Below are 16921 nucleotides of genomic sequence, written 5' to 3'. Positions count from 1 at the left end.
ACTTCCAGTTCAAGGTTGCGCTTCACCGTAGCCGTTCGGATGCCCGACAAGCGCCATTGCCTCGTCGAGTTCGCGTACGTCGTCGGTGTTCCACGGCTGCGCCCAGCCCGCGACATCGAGGATGGCCGAGATGACCTGCCCGGTGAAACCCCACACCAGCATCTCGTTGAGCAGAAACGCCGGGCCTGCGAACCGCCGGGTGGACGCCTCGCGGCAGACCATGAGCCGATTCTCCGGATTGATGAACGCGCGCACGGGCACCCGGGCGACCACCGCGGTCTCGGACGGGTCGACGACGGCCACCGGGCCGGGATCCGGTGAGTAGGCCAGGACCGGGACGACGTGAAATCCCGACGGCGGGATGAACATGCGCTCCAGTGTGGCCAGCGGACGTAACCGTCCGGTGTCGATGCCCGTTTCCTCCCACGCCTCGCGGAACGCCGTCGCCACCGGACCCGCGTCACCGGGATCGGTGGCGCCGCCGGGAAAAGCAGCCTGCCCGGCATGATGCCGCAGCGTCGACGCCCGCACGGTGACCAACAGATCGGCATCGTCGGGAAGGCCGGATGCAGGCGCATCGGCGGGGCCGGAGAACAACACGAGCACCGCGGCGTCGCGGCGGGCACCGGCGAGGACCGCCTGCTTGTCCAGTTCGACGATGCTGGCCAGCACGTCCGGCGGAACCCGGCGGCGATACGCGTCGGGCACGCCGTCGACGTTGTCCACCAGAGGTCGCAGCCACGCCGGTGCGGCATCGGGATTCAGCTCGCCGAGCTGGGAAGTCAACGCGCTGCTCCTTGGCCCAATTTCTCCGACACCGCCGCGGCGATCTCGTCAGCGTTGGAAAAGGGCCGCGGCAGGATTCCGGCAACGCTACCGTCTGCGCGCAGCACCACCGTCGCAGGCATCACGTTGGGCACCCGCAGCGCGGCGGCGATCAGCCGACGACCGTCCTGCAGGGTCGGCAGCCGAACGCCGAGTTCGGCCAGCCGCAGCAGCGCGGCCGCCTCGTTCTCGTCCTGGTGCACCGTGACCACGAGGAGATCAGAACCCATGCGGCGCTGATACTCCGCCATCGCGGGCAGTTCGTCGGCGCACGGCCCGCACCAGTACGCCCACAGGTTCAGCACCACCGTGCGTCCGGCGAGCGCGCGCGCCACGTCGACTGCGGCGCCGTCACCGGCACATTGCAGCGTGATGCCGGTCAGGGCCTGCGGACCTGGCCCCTGCCCGGGCGACGGGCACGGTGGCAGGGCCGCTCGAGCGCGCGGACCGGCGAGGGCCTGCGGGGTGTCGGCGTCGCGGTGATCACGGCCCGCCGCAGGCGCGACGCCCGCGCTCGGGACGTCGCGCATCTGCATCCAGAACGCAGTACCCAGGGCCACCAGGACCACCAGCACGGCGATGGTCCACCGGGTCGACGTCCTCACAGCCCGGCGAGAGCCAGCAGGTGCTCGGTCTCGGGGCCTTTGACCAGTGGGGCGGCGACGAGCGGATCGGTGGGACCGGTACCGAACGACGGGCAGTCCTTGGCCAGCACACACACGCCGCAGGCCGGTTTACGGGCATGGCACACCCGGCGGCCGTGGAAGATCACGCGGTGGCTGAGCAGCGTCCACTCGCTGCGTTCGATCAGCTCGCCGACCGCGAACTCGACCTTGACCGGATCTTCCTCCTCGGTCCAGCGCCAGCGCCGCACGAGCCTGCCGAAATGGGTGTCGACGGTGATGCCGGGGATGTCGAAGGCGTTACCCAGGATCACGTTGGCGGTCTTGCGTCCGATACCCGGCAGTGTCACCAGGTCTTCCATGTTGGCGGGCACCTGGCCGTCGAAACGCTCGACCAGCTCCTGGCCCAACCGGATCAGCGAGGTGGTCTTGTTGCGGTAGAAACCGGTGGGCCGGATCAGCTCTTCCATCTCGGTGCGGTCGGCCTGCGCGTAGTCCAGCGCGGTGCGGTATTTCAGGAACAGCGCAGGCGTGGTCAGGTTGACGCGCTTGTCGGTGCTCTGGGCCGACAGGATGGTGGCGACGGCGAGTTCGAGCGGGTTGGTGAAGTCCAGCTCGCAGTACACATGCGGAAATGCCTGGGCCAGTTCACGATTCATGCGTCTGGCGCGTCGGACCAAGCCAAGGTGCGTCTCGGTGTCCCATTTTTTGGGACGGGCTGTTTTCCCAGTTCGGACGGCACCCGTGCTCACCCTTGCCAGCGTACTGATTCCCTCCGACACACCCGGCAGCGGACCTGGTGGCATTTCGTGACCTTCCTGAGACCTACGCCGTGTTTACTTCACCCTTGTGTCGTGGTTGCTGGTGGCGCTCGTCCCCGCCTTGCTGATGCTGGTGGCGGTCGGGCTCGGCCGGCTCGAGAATTGGCTCGCCACCGAGCGCCCGGCCGGTGCGCGCGACACGTTGAACGGTCTGCAGCGGCGGCTCGCGAGCCTCGACGGCGACCGTTTGCCCACGCGGGTGTACAGCCAGCACGCGACGAATCCCGGATTTCACACGACTCGCCATGCCAATCGTGTGTAGCGTGGGCTAGTCGCGAAACCGCGTACCTCTAGACTGATCATGAATTGTCAATAGAGGGTCAATACCACCCGACACCTTAAGAGGAACAACGTGGACGAGATCCTGGCCAGGGCCGGAATCTTCCAGGGAGTCGAACCCACCGCCGTATCAGCGCTCACCAAGCAGCTGCAGCCAGTCGACTTCCCGCGCGGGCATACCGTGTTCGCCGAAGGCGAGCCCGGTGACCGGCTGTACATCATCATCTCCGGCAAGGTGAAGATCGGCCGCCGTTCACCGGACGGCCGGGAGAACCTGCTGACCATCATGGGTCCGTCGGACATGTTCGGTGAACTGTCGATCTTCGACCCGGGTCCTCGCACCTCGAGCGCCACCACCATCACCGAGGTGCGCGCGGTGTCGATGGACCGCGACGCGTTGCGCGCCTGGATCGCCGACCGGCCCGAGATCGCCGAGCAGCTGCTGCGCGTGCTCGCCCGTCGTCTCCGGCGCACCAACAACAACCTTGCCGACCTGATCTTCACCGACGTACCGGGGCGTGTCGCCAAGCAGCTGCTGCAGCTCGCACAGCGGTTCGGCACGCAGGAGGGCGGCGCGCTGCGCGTCACCCACGACCTGACGCAGGAAGAGATCGCTCAGCTCGTCGGCGCCTCACGGGAGACCGTGAACAAGGCGCTGGCCGACTTCGCCCACCGCGGCTGGATCCGCCTGGAGGGCAAGAGCGTGCTGATCAGTGACAGCGAGCGCCTGGCGCGGCGGGCGAGGTAACGAGCGAGCACCGGGCACGGTGCTCGCTAATCTCTCAGGTAATCCAGCTGGGCCTGCACCGACCATTCGGCTGCAGGCCACAGTTTTTCATCCACATCGGTGTACACATGCTCGACGACCTGACGCGCGGTTGCGTCGTCACCGAGTTCGCGCAGTGCGCCCCTGACCTGGTTGAGCCGGTCCTCGCGGTGCGACAGATACATCTGGGCGACGGCTGCCAGGTCGCCCAGCTCCGGGCCGTGACCGGGTAGCACCGCACGCTCACCCAGGCCCTGCAACCGGCGCAGCGACTCCAGATAGTCACGCAGGCTGCCATCCTCGGTGTCGATGACGGTGGTACCGCGGCCCAGCACGGTGTCCGCGGTCAGCACTGCGTCGTCGAGCACGAAGCTCAGAGAGTCGGCGGTGTGCCCCGGTGTGGCCATGACGGTGATCCGCAGGCCCGCCGCCTCGATCACCTCGCCATCGGACAGCGGGCCGCCGAGGCCGCGCAGGAAACCACTGCCCACCGAGCGGACCGTGGCCCCCGTGGCGTCGACGATCTTGTCGACCGCGCCCGTGTGGTCTTCATGTTTGTGGCTGATCAACACCAGCGGAATCCGGCCGAGTTCGGCGATGCGGGCGACGTGCTCGTCATCGTCCGGGCCGGGGTCGACGACGACCATCTCGTCGCTGCCCGGCGCGCGCAACACCCAGGTGTTGGTGCCCTCCAGGGTCATCAGACCCGGGTTGTTGCACAGCAGCACCGAGGCCGTCACCGTGTCTGTTTCGACGACCGGCCTCAACAGCCCGTAGGCCGGGTGCTGCAGATCCGCGCCAGAGCTCACGCGACCTCTGTCCAATCGTCGCTCACGCGACCTCGACGATGATTTCGACCTCCACCGGCGCATTCCGCGGCAATTCCGACACGCCCACCGCCGAACGGGCGTGCGCACCGGCCTCACCGAACACGGCGCCGAAGAGTTCGGAGGCACCGTTGACGACGCCGGGCTGCCCGCTGAAACCGGGAGCGGACGCGACGAAGCCGACCACCTTGACGACCTTGACGACGGAGTCGATGCCCACCAGCGCGTGCACCGCGGCCAGCGCGTTGAGCCCGCACAGGCGAGCCAGCTCACTGGCCTGCTCGGGGCTGACCTCGGTGCCGACCTTGCCGGTCGCGACGAGCTCGCCGTTCTGAATGGGCAGCTGCCCAGCCGTGTACACCAGATTCCCGGTCCGGGTCGCCGGCACGTAGGCGGCCAGGGGCGCCACCACCTCGGGCAGTTCGATGCCCAGTTCCGTCAGTCGCTGCGAAATGGTCACTTCGGCCTCTTCAGGTAGGCGACATGCTGTTCACCCGTCGGGCCGGGCAGCACCGAAACCAGCTCCCAGCCGTCGTGGCCCCACTGATCGAGAATCTGTTTGGTGGCGTGCGTCAGCAACGGCACGGTTGCGTACTCCCACCGGGTCGGTTCGCTCATGGGCTGAGCTTATCGGGCGGCCCCTCCGCCGGATGCAGCCGCGCATGCGAGGAGCACCAATACAACCGCGCACGAGAGGAGCACCGATTCAACCCAGTTAGCATGCAGTGGTGGCAACCACAGAAAGCACGGCCAAGCATGTCGGCTGGCCGTCGCGGCTGACCAAGGCCCGTCTGCACTTCGTGTCGGGCAAGGGCGGCACCGGCAAATCCACCATCGCTGCAGCGCTGGCCCTGGCGCTCGCGGCAGGCGGGCGCCGGGTGCTGTTGGTGGAGGTCGAGGAACGGCAGGGCATCGCGCAGCTGTTCGACGTCCCGCCGCTGCCGTACGAGGAGGTCAAGATCGCCACCGCCGAGGGCGGCGGTCAGGTCAACGCCCTGGCCATCGACATCGAGGCGGCTTTCCTGGAGTACCTCGACATGTTCTACAACCTGGGCCTGGCCGGCCGGGCGATGCGCCGCATCGGCGCGATCGAGTTCGCCACCACCATCGCGCCCGGCCTGCGCGACGTGCTGCTCACCGGCAAGATCAAAGAGATCGTCACGCGCACCGACAAGAGTGCGAAGGCCAAGCGCATCGCCTACGACGCGGTCGTCGTCGACTCTCCTCCCACCGGCCGCATCTCGAGGTTTCTCGACGTCACCAAGGCCGTCTCGGATCTGGCCAAGGGCGGCCCCGTGCATTCGCAGGCCGACGGCGTGGTCAAGCTGCTGCACTCGGAGCAGACCGCGATCCATCTCGTGACACTGCTTGAGGCACTGCCCATCCAGGAAACCCTGGAGGCCATCGACGACCTCAACGAGCTGGGCCTGCCGATCGGCAGCGTCATCGTCAACCGCAACATCCCCGCCTACCTGTCTGCCGAGGACCTGGCCAAGGCAGCCGACGGTGACATCGACGCCGACGCGGTGCGGGCGGGCTTGGAGAAAGTCGGAATCAGGTTGTCCGACAGCGACTTCGCCGGTCTGCTCACCGAGACCATCCAGCACGCCACCCGGCTCGCCGCTCGCGCGGAGAGCGCCGAACAGCTCGATGCCCTCGACGTCCCGCGCCTGGAGCTGCCTGCGCTGTCCGACGGTGTCGACCTGGGCAGCCTGTATGAACTCGCCGAAGCTCTTGCCCAACAGGGGGTCCGATAACCGTGAGCACCAAGCCCGCTGCCCTCGACATGGGCGCCATCCTCGCCGACACCTCCAACCGGGTCGTAGTATGTTGCGGCGCAGGCGGTGTCGGCAAGACCACCACTGCGGCCGCGATGGCGCTGCGCGCCGCGGAGTACGGCCGTACCGTCGTGGTGCTCACCATCGACCCGGCCAAACGACTCGCACAGGCGCTGGGCATCAAGGATCTCGGCAACACACCGCAACGGGTTCCACTGGCCCCCGAGGTCACCGGTGAACTGCACGCGATGATGCTCGACATGCGCCGCACGTTCGACGAGATGGTGGTCCAGTACTCGGATGCGGGCCGCGCCGACGCCATTCTGGAGAACCAGTTCTACCAAACCGTGGCAACCTCACTGGCCGGCACGCAGGAGTACATGGCCATGGAGAAACTCGGTCAGCTGCTGGCCGAGGACAAGTGGGACCTCGTCGTCGTCGACACCCCGCCGTCGCGCAACGCCCTGGACTTCCTCGACGCGCCAAAACGCTTGGGCAGCTTCATGGACAGCCGACTGTGGCGCATGCTGTTGGCCCCGGGACGCGGCATCGGCCGACTGGTCACGGGTGCGATGGGGCTGGCGATGAAAGCCTTGTCCACCGTGCTCGGTTCCCAAATGCTTTCCGACGCAGCCGGTTTCGTCCAGTCCCTGGATGCCACCTTCGGCGGCTTCCGCGAAAAGGCGGACCGCACTTATGAATTGCTCAAGCGTCGCGGCACGCAGTTCGTGGTGGTGTCGGCCGCCGAACCCGACGCGCTGCGCGAGGCGTCGTTCTTCGTCGACCGCCTCGCCGGGGAGAACATGCCGCTGGCGGGGTTGATCCTGAACCGGACCCACCCCACGCTGTGCGATCTGCACGCCGAAAAAGCCGAAGAGGCTGCCGACGATCTGGCGGCCGAGGATCCCGACGCGCTGGCGGTGGCCGTGTTGCGCATCCACGCCGAGCGGGCGCAGACCGCCAAGCGCGAGGTGCGGCTGCTGTCCCGGTTCACCGGAGCCAATCCGCACGTCGCGATCGTCGGTGTTCCGTCACTGCCGTTCGACGTGTCGGATCTGGAAGCGCTGCGGGCGATCGCCGATCAGATCACCGGCGTCGGGGAACCCGTCTGAAGGAGCGCTAAACAGCGCTGCGATGTTTGCGCTGGGCGGCGAAGAAGTCCGCCCAGGAAACAACTTCGGGGTGCTGCTTGAGCAGGGCACGACGCTGGCGCTCGGTCATACCGCCCCAGACGCCGAACTCGACGCGGTTGTCCAGCGCGTCGGCCCCGCACTCGAGGATCACCGGGCAGTGCCGGCAGATCACCGCGGCTTTGCGCTGGGCCGCGCCGCGGACGAACAATTCATCAGGATCAGCCTGCCTGCAACGCGCCTGCGACACCCATGCGATGCGCGCCTCGGCTTCGGCTCCGTGTGCCAAACTATGAGCAGGACTGGGTGTGGCCGTAGTCGTCTTGCGCGTGACAGTCCGTGAATCTGACACCTGCGATCCCTTCGTTCCAACCTTCGACCGCTATGGCCGACGGTGAGCCCTCCGGTGTAGAACGCCGATGCGATCTACGCCACATTGCGCCAGCCTGTGTTACCTGGGTCGCACTGTGTGTCCAAGCTAGGTGGTCAGAGGGTATTAACGCAACAGTTTGCGAGGCACTTTTTTGGGACGGCCGTGCAGTCTGATCATGCATCGCGGCGTTTCTGCCGTTTCCCCAGCGAGATCGTGATAAGGCCGTTCATACGCTCGCCGGTGGACCCCCAGGGAAGCGTCGTTACTCTGTACCCATGCCAGACCAGCCGACGCGACCGCCCACCACGGTCACGGTCATAAAGCTCGCCTGGTGCTGCCTACTGGCCAGCGTGCTCGCGGCCGCCTTCATGTTCCCGGTCGTCGGCGGATTCGGGCTGATGTCCAACCGCGCCTCCGACGTCGTTGCCAACGGCTCGGCCGCACTGGTGGAAGGCGACGTGCCGCAGGTGTCGACGATGGTCGACGCCAAGGGCAACACCATCGCGTGGCTGTACTCGCAGCGCCGGTTCGAAGTGCCGAGCGATCAGATCGCCAACACCATGAAACTGGCGATCGTCTCCATCGAGGACAAACGGTTTGCCGAACATAACGGTGTGGACTGGCAGGGCACGCTGACCGGCCTGTCCGGTTATCTGTCCGGCAACGCCGACACCCGTGGTGGCTCCACGCTCGAACAGCAGTATGTGAAGAACTACCAACTGCTGGTGGTCGCACAGACCGACGCCGAGCGCCGCGCCGCCATCGAGACCACCCCGGCTCGCAAGCTGCGGGAGATCCGGATGGCGTTGACGCTGGACAAGACGTTCACCAAGCCCGAGATTCTCACGCGCTACCTGAACCTGGTGTCGTTCGGCAACGGTTCCTACGGCATCCAGGACGCCGCACAGACCTATTTCGGCATCAACGCATCTGAGCTGAACTGGCAGCAGGCCGCACTGCTGGCGGGCATGGTGCAGTCGACCAGCACGCTCAATCCGTACACCAACCCCGACGGCGCCCTGGCCCGGCGGAACCTGGTGTTGGACACGATGATCGACAACATCCCGCAGGAAGCCGACGCGCTGCGGGCCGCCAAGGAGCAGCCGCTGGGCATCCTGCCGCAGCCCAACCAGCTGCCGCGCGGCTGCATCGCCGCCGGCGACCGGGCGTTCTTCTGCGATTACGCGCTGGAGTACCTGGCCCGGGCAGGTCTGAGCAAGGAACAGGTCGCCAAGGGCGGTTACCTGATCAAGACCACGCTGGATCCCGATGTGCAGGTGCCGGTCAAGTCCGCGATCGACGGCATCGCGAGCCCGACCATCGACGGCATCGCCAGCGTGATGAGTGTGGTCAAGCCGGGCAAGACGTCGCACCCAGTGGTCGCGATGGCCAGCAACCGCACCTACGGCCTGAACACCGACGCGGGCGAAACCATGCAGCCGCAACCGTTCTCGCTGGTCGGCAACGGCGCGGGGTCGATCTTCAAGATCTTCACCACGGCCGCGGCCATGGACATGGGGATGGGCATCAACACCACGCTGCCGGTGCCGGGCTTCTTCCAGGCCAAGGGTCTCGGCAGCAGCGACACCCCGGGTTGCCCGAAGGAAACCTGGTGCGTGAAGAACGCGGGCAACTACAAGGGCTCCATGAGCGTCACGGAGGCACTGGCCACCTCGCCCAATACCGCGTTCGCCAAGCTGATCTCACAGATCGGCGTGCCGCGGGTGGTCGACATGGCGGTCAAACTGGGCCTGCGGTCCTACGCGATGCCCGGCACGGCACGGGATTACGACCCGGACAGCAACGAGAGCCTCGCCGATTTCGTCAAGAGACAGAACATCGGGTCGTTCACGCTGGGGCCGCTCGAGGTGAACGGGCTTGAGCTGTCGAATGTGGCGGCCACCCTGGCTTCCGGTGGCGTGTGGTGCCCGCCCAATCCGATCGACAAGGTCATCGACCGGCACGGCCAGGAGGTCTCGGTGACCACCGAGACCTGCGAACAGGTGGTGCCGGAGGGGTTGGCGAACACCCTCGCCAACGCCATGAGCAAGGACGACACCGGCGCAGGCACCTCGGCAGGTGCGGCAGGCTCGGTCGGCTGGGACCTACCGATGTCGGGGAAGACCGGCACGACGGAGAACAACAAGTCGTCGGCGTTCCTCGGTTTCACCAACCAGTACGCCGCGTCCAACTACATCTACGACGACTCGTCCACGCCGAGTGAGCTGTGCTCGTTCCCGCTACGTCAATGCGGTAACGGCAACCTGTTCGGTGGTAACGAACCCGCCCGCACGTGGTTCACCGCGATGAAGCCGATCGCCAACAACTTCGGCCCGATCGCGTTGCCGCCCACCGATCCGCGATACGTCGACGGCGGGCCCGGCTCGCAGGTGCCCGTGGTCAACGGCTTGGACGAGAACGCGGCGCGACAGCGCCTCAAGGAGGCCGGCTTCCAGGTCGCCGACGGCAGCGCGTCGGTCAACAGCAGCGCCAAGTACGGCACGGTCGTCGGCACGACGCCCAGCGGGCAGACCATCCCCGGCTCGATCATCACGATCCAGATCAGCAACGGCATCCCGCCGCCACCGCCGCCGCCACCGGTGGCGATCCCGCTGCCGGGTGGTCCGCCACCTGAGATCGGGCAGACGGTCGTGGAGATCCCGGGTCTGCCGCCGATCACCGTGCCGGTGCTCGGTCCGCCGCCACCGCCGTGACGGCCGGATCGTGATGTGCACTTGCCCACCCTGACCGGCCAAGAAGCGGTACGGCACAGCATCGGGCAGTAGGCTGCCACCATGTCAGCCGCCTCGGTAGCCAAGAAGACAGCCGCCGTCGCCACCGGCTCGTTGGTGGCCGGGATCGGGTATGCGTCGCTCATCGAACGCAACGCCTTCGTCCTGCGTGAAGCGACCATGCCGGTGCTGGCACCGGGCTCGTCGCCGCTACGCGTCCTGCACCTGTCCGATCTGCACATGCGGCCCGGTCAGCGCCGTAAACAGGCGTGGTTGCGCGACCTGGCTCGCCTCGAGCCGGACCTGGTGGTCAACACCGGTGACAACCTGGCGCACACCAAGGCGGTTCCGGCTGTCGTGCAGTCGCTGAGCGAGCTGCTGTCGGTGCCGGGCCTTTTCGTGTTCGGCAGCAACGACTACTTCGCACCGCGGCTGAAGAACCCGCTCAACTACGTGACCAAACCGCAGCACCGCGTGCACGGCGACCCGCTGCCGTGGCAGGACCTGCGGGCCGCGTTCACCGAGCGGGGCTGGCATGACCTCACGCACACGAAGCGCGACATCGAGGTGGCCGGCCTGCACATCTCGGTGGCCGGCGTCGACGATCCGCATCTCAAACGGGACCGCTACGACACCATCGCCGGGGCGGCCAACAGCGCCGCGAACCTCACGCTCGGATTGACCCACTCCCCCGAACCACGGGTGCTGGACCGCTTCGCGGCCGACGGCTACCAGCTGGTGCTGGCCGGCCACACCCACGGCGGCCAGCTGTGCCTGCCGTTCTACGGCGCGCTCGTCACCAACTGCGATCTGGACCGGTCGCGGGCCAAGGGTGCCTCTCGGTGGGGCGCGAACATGGCCCTGCACGTGTCGGCGGGCATCGGCACGTCCCCGTACGCCCCGATGCGGTTCTGCTGCCGCCCGGAGGCGACGCTGCTGACGCTCGTGGCGGCGCCCACCGGTGGTGGTCATGTCGGCAGCCGTGCCGGCACGTCGTCGCCGACCGTCTCCGCACGGTGAACACGCCGGCCGGCACGGCGTCACGCAGCCAGCCACGTGACTGGGTGGACAACGCGGTCCGCTTGATCGAGGCCGACGCCCGCCGCAGCGCCGACACCCACCTGCTGCGCTATCCCCTGCCATCGGCTTGGTGCGACGGCGTCGACGTGGCGCTGTACCTCAAGGACGAGTCGACGCACATCACCGGAAGCCTCAAGCACCGGCTGGCGCGGTCACTGTTCCTGTACGGCCTGTGCAACGGGTGGATCGCCGAGAAGACCACGGTGATCGAGGCATCGTCGGGTTCCACAGCCGTCTCCGAAGCGTATTTCGCGGCGCTGCTCGGTCTGCCGTTCATCGCGGTGGTGCCATCGTCGACCAGCACCGCCAAGATCGCCCTCATCGAATCACAGGGCGGCCGTTGCCATTTCGTCGCGAAATCCTCACAGGTGTACGACGAGGCACAGCGGCTCGCCGCCGAGACGGGTGGGCACTACCTGGATCAGTTCACCAACGCCGAGCGGGCCACCGACTGGCGCGGCAACAACAACATCGCCGTGTCGATCTTCGAGCAGATGCAGATGGAGGCCCATCCGATCCCGGAGTGGATCGTGGTGGGCGCGGGCACCGGTGGCACCAGCGCGACGATCGGCCGGTTCATCCGGTACCGCCGCCACGCCACCCGGCTGTGCGTCGTCGACCCCGAGAACTCCGCGTTCTTCCCCGCCTACGCGCAGGGGCGCGGCGACATCGTCACGGGCGCGTCGTCGCGCATCGAGGGAATCGGCAGGCCACGGGTCGAGCCGTCGTTCCTGCCCGATGTGGTGGACCGCATGGTGTCGGTGCCCGATGCCGCGTCGGTCGCGGCGGCACGCCACGTCAGCGCCGTCCTGGGACGCCGGGTCGGGCCGTCGACGGGCACCAACATCTGGGGTGCGTTCGGGCTACTCGCTGAGATGGTCAAGCACGGGCAGAGCGGATCCGTGGTGACCTTGTTGGCCGACAGCGGTGACCGCTATGCCGACACCTACTTCAACGACGAGTGGGTGAGCTCCCAGGGGCTGGATCCGTCCGGGCCTGCCGCGGTGCTCGCAGAGTTCGAACGCTCCGGGTCCTGGTCCTGATCGTCGGGGCCGTCAGCCGTCGCGAACAGCCACAGCGCTGCGACCGCGAAAAAACCCAGGTAGATGGTGGCGCCCAAGGTTGTCATGGTGGTCTCCAGTCGTGCCGGTGGCTTCAGTGTGCACAACGCCACCGACATGCCGAATCCATCCCGCGACGGATCGTGATGTACGCCGCGACGCGGATGCCGTGGTGAGCCGGCCGGACTAGGTTGCGGGTATGGACGCCCGCGCCGATTACCGCCGCCCGGCGTTGTGGCTGGTGCCGGTGCTCGTCGCGGTCATCCAGGTGGCAGGCAGCAGCGGGATGCGTCATCACCGCGGCCCCGAGCTGCCGCCGCTGACCTGGTTCGGCTTTGTGCTGCTGCTGGCCGGACCCCTCGTGTTGTTGGCGCGTTACCGCTATCCGTACCCAGTGCTGCTGGCGGTCACGGCGATCACCGCGACGTATCTGCTGGCCGGGTTCGGGCCCGGCCCGGTGTTCCTGTCGCTCGTGGTGGCGTTCGTGCGGGCTGCGACGGTGTGTCCGCGGTGGTGGACCTATCCGCTGCCGCTGATCGGCTGGGTGGCAGCCGGGTGGGTGTTGCCGTGGCTGACCGGTCACCCCCGTCCGCCGCTGGAGGCGATCGGTGGGCTGGGCGCGTGGCTGCTGGTGCTCGTCGCGATCGCCGAGGGTCTGCGACAGCGCCGTTCGGTCGTGGAGGCCCGTCGCCTGCGACAAGACGCGATGGCGTCGGCGGCGCGTTCCGAACAGCAGCGGGAGGCGACGGCCGCGCGGCTGGCCATCGCCCGCGAGTTGCACGACGTGCTGGCGCACAGCCTGTCGATGATCAACGTGCAGTCGTCGGTGGCGCTCGAGCTCCTCGACAAGCAACCCGAGCGGGCCGGACCCGCCCTGGCGGCCATCAAAGATGCCAGCCGCCAAGCGATTTCAGACGTTCATTCACTTGTCACCGCACTGCGCGCCGACGGCGGCGAGCCCACCGCGCCGACCCCTGGCATCGCCGATCTCGACGGGTTGCTCGGCCCGGCCCGCGCGACCGGATTGACCGTGACGACCACGGTGACGGGCCGGCCGCGGCCGCTGCCCGCGGTGATCGACGTGGCCGCCGCCCGCATCGTGCAGGAGTCGTTGACCAACGTCGTGCGTCACTCGACCGCCACCACCGCCGCAGTCACCGTGGATTACAACGGATCTCGGTTGACCGTGGCCGTCGACGACAACGGCGCCGCGCGCACCGGCCCGTCGACCGGCGGCAGCGGCATCACCGGCATGCGGGAGCGCGCCAAGGCACTCGGCGGATCGTTCAGCGCCGGGCGCGCACCCGGCGGCGGGTTCAGCGTGCGAGCCAGCCTGCCCGTCGACGAAAGCGCTTACGCCGGATGACGATTCGTGTGGTGGTCGCCGACGATCAAGCCCTCGTGCGGGCCGGTTTCGTGGCGCTGCTGGACGCGCAGGACGGTATCGAGGTGGTGGCCGAGGCCGACACCGGATCCCGGGCCCTGGCGGCCGCCGCCGAACTGCGGCCCGATGTGGTGCTCATGGACATCCGGATGCCGGACATGGACGGCCTGACCGCCACCCGCGCGATCGCGGGCGATCCGGAGCTGGCCGGGGTGCGGGTGGTGGTGCTCACCACATTCGAGCTCGACGAGTACGTGTTCGAGGCGATGCGGGCCGGGGCGAGTGGGTTCCTGGTCAAGCACACCGAGCCTGCCGAACTGGTCCGCGCCGTGCGCGTGGTGGCCGACGGCGACGCGCTGCTCTCGCCGTCCGTGACCCGTCGGCTGGTCGCGGAGTTCGCCGCACATGCCAAGACCCCGGCCACGCCTGCGCTGCCCGATCTGACCTCGCGAGAACGGGAGGTGATGGTCCTGGTCGCCGAGGGGCTGAGCAACGCCGAGATCGGTGAGCGGCTGTTCATGAGCCCGGCCACCGCCCGCACCCACGTGAGCCGCATCCTGATGAAGCTGGGCGCCCGCGATCGCACGCAGCTCGTGGTGCTGGCCTATGAGAGCGGCCTGGTACGCCCCCGGTGGCAGGGCTGACGTCGTCACTACGCACCGATGCGTACCACAGATGACGCCCGCGGACCGATGTTCCCGCGGCCCGCACGCAGCAGGCTTGCGGTATGACCATTCACGAAATCACCCCCACTGCAACCACATTGCTCGCCGAGCACGGGCCCCGGTCCGCCGAGCACGCGTGGAACCCATGGTTCCTGCTGATCCCGCTGACGTTCTGGACACTCGTGATCGTCGGCATCGTCTTCACGGTCCGGCGGTTCCGCGGCCGCCAGGGTGAGCGCACCCTGCGTGACGCCTACGCCAAGGGCGAGGTCGACGAGGCCGCATACCGCGAGCGGCTGGCCGTCCTGCGCGAAACGCGCCGCTGATCTGCGGTGCTGCGTCGAGTTCGACGCGAGGGTCGTGGCCACGACCGATCGACAACCCTGGCGTCGAACTCGGCGCCGGTAACCGTTTGGCTTTCGACCACCCCAGTGCGATACGCTGTCGAGGCTTCACACGGGGTGTGGCGCAGCTTGGTAGCGCGCTTCGTTCGGGACGAAGAGGTCGTGGGTTCGAATCCCGCCACCCCGACAGTGTGATCAAGGCCCTGACCAGGGAAATCCGGTCAGGGCCTTCTTCATGTCAGGAGGTCTGACCGGCGTCCGTCCGCAGTGCGTCCGCAGCAGTTTTCGCCAATGCCTCGACGGCCGCGTCGAACGCGTCCGCAACGGCTTCCAGATCGTCGGGAAACAAGTCGGCATAGGTGTCGAGAGTCAGCGCAGCGCTCTTGTGCCCCAACATCGTCTGCACGGCCTTCACGTTGGCTCCGGCACTGATCGCCAGCGACGCCGCGGTGTGCCGGAGGTCGTGCAGCGTCGGCCGCGGCCAGTCGGTCGTGGGCTTCCCCTCGTCGTCGAGCGCGCGCAGTTGGTCGACGGCCTTGTTGAACACGCGGGTGCGGAACGTCGCGATGCGCAGCACCCCGCCGGCCGGTGCGGAGAACACCAGATCCTCGCGGCCCTTGCCTCGCATCTGGGCGGCGAGATCCTCGACTAGGAACTTCGGAAACGGCACTGAGCGGCGCTCGTGGTTCTTCGGGGTCGACCAGGTGAGCTTGCCCTTGACCTCGGTGACCGACTCCCGGATGTTCACGCGTCGGCGCAGCATGTCGAAGTTCTGGACCTTCAGTGCGGCCATCTCGCCGTACCGCAGGCCCGTGTAGGCCAGGAAGCGGACGACGAGGCCGTCCCGGGCCATCGCGTCGGCCAGCTCGGCGACCTGCTGGTGGGTCAGGTATGCACGCGCCGAGTGCGTCCGCCGTGGCGCCTTCACTCCGTCGCACGGGTTGCGGGGTATCCGGCGGTCCTCGACGGCCAGGGCGAGCACCATCCGCAGCACACCGAGTGCGTTCTCAATCGTCGGTGCCGCCGCGCCACTACCACCGTCGCTTTCTGGCCGGTGCAGCTCGTCAATCCAGGCTCGCACTGCCGACGTCTGCACCTCGGCCACCGCGGTGTTCTCCCACGCGTCTTGGACGTGCACCGACCATGCCGAGGCCCTAGCTGCCTTGGTCGAATCTTTCACGTGCGCTTGGGTTTTCAGCCACTGATGATGCATCTCGCCGACTGTGACCGTGCCGGCGCCGGGCGCCACGTAGGTGCCGGTGACGATGGTTGACGTGACGTTCTCCAGCCACTGGGTCGCGTCAACCTTGCGGGTAAAACCCTTCGCTACCTCACGGCCGTTAGCGTCGACATACCTTGCTCGCCAACGCTTTCCCTTGCCGTGGTTGGCGCTCTCGACGAGGGTTCCCGGCTTCCCATGGGCCTTATCGGTGCACGGGGCGCCGTCGCCGACACGGTGCCAACGGTCCTCGACACCCGACCGGCGGTTACGCGTCTGGGTCATCGAATCTATCTCCGAACCTGCGCTGGAATTCCACCTCGCCATAGGCGTCCATCAACGTTTCCTGCGCGCGCCTAATCATCCCTTCGCGAATAAGAGCCTTCTCCTCCTCGGACTGCTCAAAGATTTCAGCTTCAGTTCTATAGAGGTCCGAAGTTATTGCGCCCACAATAATTTCGAGGATTCTCCTATGAATCGAATCTGTGACGAACGCATGGTTGGAAGCGCCGGACTCGTCTTCCCTTACCCGAAAACGGGCCGCCATTTCGTTGGCCACTTTCTCAGCCCACTCGACACTCGTTCTAACGCCGCGGCGCTGGAGTATTTCGAGCTCTTCTTCGTCGCCGAAGATGCCATCGAATGCGATCTGCACCTCAGCGCAAGCCGTCAGAATGCGCCGACGCGCCAGAATCATCTGACGCTTGAGTCTTTCTTCCGCACTTGCGAATTGAGCTTCGCCGCCAATTTCGTCACCGAGATTGTAGACGGTTAACGGGAAGTTCAGAATATCCGCTATAGCGAGCGCCTCTGTTATTCGGGGTTCGCGAGAGCCGTTCTCGATTCTAGTTATCGCAGAACTGTCGAGCTTGATGCGGTGATATTCCTCCAGTATCTCGGCGAGCTGCCTCTGCGTGAAGCCCTGGTCCTCCCTGGCTCGCTTCACTCGTTGCCCAAAGCCCCGAAAGCGGGCTATCCCACCAGACTCATCCGCCTCTTTGTTGGCCATAACGG

19 protein-coding genes and 1 tRNA gene are annotated in these 16921 nt (G+C 67.1%); 11 read left to right on the top strand and 9 right to left on the bottom strand.

Annotation, left to right across the window (positions count from 1 at the left end; all coding sequences use genetic code 11):
* Window positions 1-9: 9 nt before the first annotated feature.
* The 3 genes from RMCB_RS08305 to nth are packed head-to-tail and all read right to left on the bottom strand — an operon-like array spanning window position 10 to window position 2254.
* Window positions 10-786 (bottom strand): NUDIX hydrolase, encoded by a 777-nt coding sequence (locus RMCB_RS08305; RefSeq protein WP_062828410.1) that lies wholly within the window; start codon window positions 784-786, stop codon window positions 10-12.
* Window positions 783-1430, bottom strand: a complete 648-nt coding sequence (locus RMCB_RS08300; protein WP_029369283.1) for a TlpA family protein disulfide reductase — start codon at window positions 1428-1430, stop codon at window positions 783-785. Before RMCB_RS08300 ends, RMCB_RS08305 begins: the two co-directional genes overlap by 4 nt.
* Window positions 1427-2254: an endonuclease III gene (gene nth, locus RMCB_RS08295; protein WP_234792049.1), complete on the bottom strand. Its 828-nt coding sequence runs from the start codon at window positions 2252-2254 to the stop codon at window positions 1427-1429. Before nth ends, RMCB_RS08300 begins: the two co-directional genes overlap by 4 nt.
* A gap of 43 nt (window positions 2255-2297) precedes the next feature.
* Between nth and RMCB_RS08290 the strand changes: the two genes are divergently transcribed.
* Entirely contained in the window at window positions 2298-2531 is a 234-nt protein-coding gene (locus RMCB_RS08290; RefSeq protein ID WP_029369281.1) for a hypothetical protein, read from the top strand.
* 90 nt (window positions 2532-2621) lie between these two features.
* Entirely contained in the window at window positions 2622-3296 is a 675-nt protein-coding gene (gene crp, locus RMCB_RS08285; RefSeq protein ID WP_003883807.1) for a cAMP-activated global transcriptional regulator CRP, read from the top strand.
* A 26-nt stretch (window positions 3297-3322) separates the two neighbouring features.
* Here crp and RMCB_RS08280 read toward each other — a convergent pair whose 3' ends face one another.
* From RMCB_RS08280 to RMCB_RS08270, 3 genes are read right to left on the bottom strand one after another with little or no spacing between them, the layout of a single operon-like run.
* Window positions 3323-4123 (bottom strand): MBL fold metallo-hydrolase, encoded by an 801-nt coding sequence (locus RMCB_RS08280; protein WP_062828409.1) that lies wholly within the window; start codon window positions 4121-4123, stop codon window positions 3323-3325.
* Between the two features lie 22 nt (window positions 4124-4145).
* Window positions 4146-4601: a RidA family protein gene (locus RMCB_RS08275; RefSeq protein ID WP_029369279.1), complete on the bottom strand. Its 456-nt coding sequence runs from the start codon at window positions 4599-4601 to the stop codon at window positions 4146-4148.
* Window positions 4598-4759 (bottom strand): Sp36 family protein, encoded by a 162-nt coding sequence (locus RMCB_RS08270; protein ID WP_018603531.1) that lies wholly within the window; start codon window positions 4757-4759, stop codon window positions 4598-4600. Before RMCB_RS08270 ends, RMCB_RS08275 begins: the two co-directional genes overlap by 4 nt.
* Window positions 4760-4866: 107 nt before the next feature.
* Between RMCB_RS08270 and RMCB_RS08265 the strand changes: the two genes are divergently transcribed.
* Window positions 4867-5898, top strand: coding sequence for an ATPase BagA (locus RMCB_RS08265; RefSeq protein WP_201028252.1), 1032 nt, complete (start codon window positions 4867-4869; stop codon window positions 5896-5898).
* A 2-nt stretch (window positions 5899-5900) separates the two neighbouring features.
* Complete coding sequence (locus tag RMCB_RS08260) at window positions 5901-7031, top strand: ATPase BagB (RefSeq protein ID WP_062828408.1); 1131 nt, start codon at window positions 5901-5903, stop codon at window positions 7029-7031.
* A gap of 7 nt (window positions 7032-7038) precedes the next feature.
* Here RMCB_RS08260 and RMCB_RS08255 read toward each other — a convergent pair whose 3' ends face one another.
* Complete coding sequence (locus RMCB_RS08255) at window positions 7039-7401, bottom strand: WhiB family transcriptional regulator (RefSeq protein ID WP_029369271.1); 363 nt, start codon at window positions 7399-7401, stop codon at window positions 7039-7041.
* Window positions 7402-7697: 296 nt separating this feature from the next.
* On the opposite strand from RMCB_RS08255, the gene ponA2 reads away from it, so the two are divergent.
* The 7 genes from ponA2 (at window position 7698) to RMCB_RS08220 (ending at window position 14875) form a co-directional block, all read left to right on the top strand.
* Window positions 7698-10136, top strand: coding sequence for a transglycosylase/D,D-transpeptidase PonA2 (ponA2, locus tag RMCB_RS08250; RefSeq protein WP_029369270.1), 2439 nt, complete (start codon window positions 7698-7700; stop codon window positions 10134-10136).
* Window positions 10137-10217: 81 nt separating this feature from the next.
* On the top strand, window positions 10218-11174 hold the full coding sequence (locus RMCB_RS08245) for a metallophosphoesterase (protein WP_029369269.1): 957 nt from the start codon (window positions 10218-10220) through the stop codon (window positions 11172-11174).
* A complete protein-coding gene (gene cds1 / locus RMCB_RS08240; protein ID WP_062828407.1) occupies window positions 11171-12277 on the top strand; it encodes an L-cysteine desulfhydrase Cds1 in 1107 nt (368 codons plus the stop codon). Before RMCB_RS08245 ends, cds1 begins: the two co-directional genes overlap by 4 nt.
* Before the next feature lie 217 nt (window positions 12278-12494).
* Window positions 12495-13661, top strand: a complete 1167-nt coding sequence (locus tag RMCB_RS08235; RefSeq protein ID WP_062828406.1) for a sensor histidine kinase — start codon at window positions 12495-12497, stop codon at window positions 13659-13661.
* Window positions 13658-14323, top strand: coding sequence for a response regulator transcription factor (locus RMCB_RS08230; protein WP_062828405.1), 666 nt, complete (start codon window positions 13658-13660; stop codon window positions 14321-14323). The genes RMCB_RS08235 and RMCB_RS08230 overlap by 4 nt, the downstream gene beginning before the upstream one ends.
* 83 nt (window positions 14324-14406) lie before the next feature.
* A complete protein-coding gene (locus RMCB_RS08225) occupies window positions 14407-14670 on the top strand; it encodes a hypothetical protein (protein ID WP_062828404.1) in 264 nt (87 codons plus the stop codon).
* 131 nt (window positions 14671-14801) lie between these two features.
* A tRNA-Pro gene (locus RMCB_RS08220) sits at window positions 14802-14875 on the top strand.
* 51 nt (window positions 14876-14926) lie between these two features.
* Here the strand turns inward: RMCB_RS08220 and RMCB_RS08215 are convergent.
* The gene (locus RMCB_RS08215) at window positions 14927-16192 is read right to left on the bottom strand and encodes a tyrosine-type recombinase/integrase (protein ID WP_062828403.1); all 1266 of its coding nucleotides are present in this window, start codon (window positions 16190-16192) and stop codon (window positions 14927-14929) included.
* Entirely contained in the window at window positions 16176-16916 is a 741-nt protein-coding gene (locus tag RMCB_RS08210; RefSeq protein ID WP_084388403.1) for a helix-turn-helix domain-containing protein, read from the bottom strand. The genes RMCB_RS08215 and RMCB_RS08210 overlap by 17 nt, the downstream gene beginning before the upstream one ends.
* Window positions 16917-16921 lie beyond the last annotated feature (5 nt).

Source organism: Mycolicibacterium brisbanense, assembly GCF_001570425.1.
Classification (GTDB): domain Bacteria; phylum Actinomycetota; class Actinomycetes; order Mycobacteriales; family Mycobacteriaceae; genus Mycobacterium; species Mycobacterium brisbanense.
The sequence above is the reverse complement of the archived record's forward strand: the minus strand, read 5'-3'. Positions and strand labels throughout refer to the sequence as shown.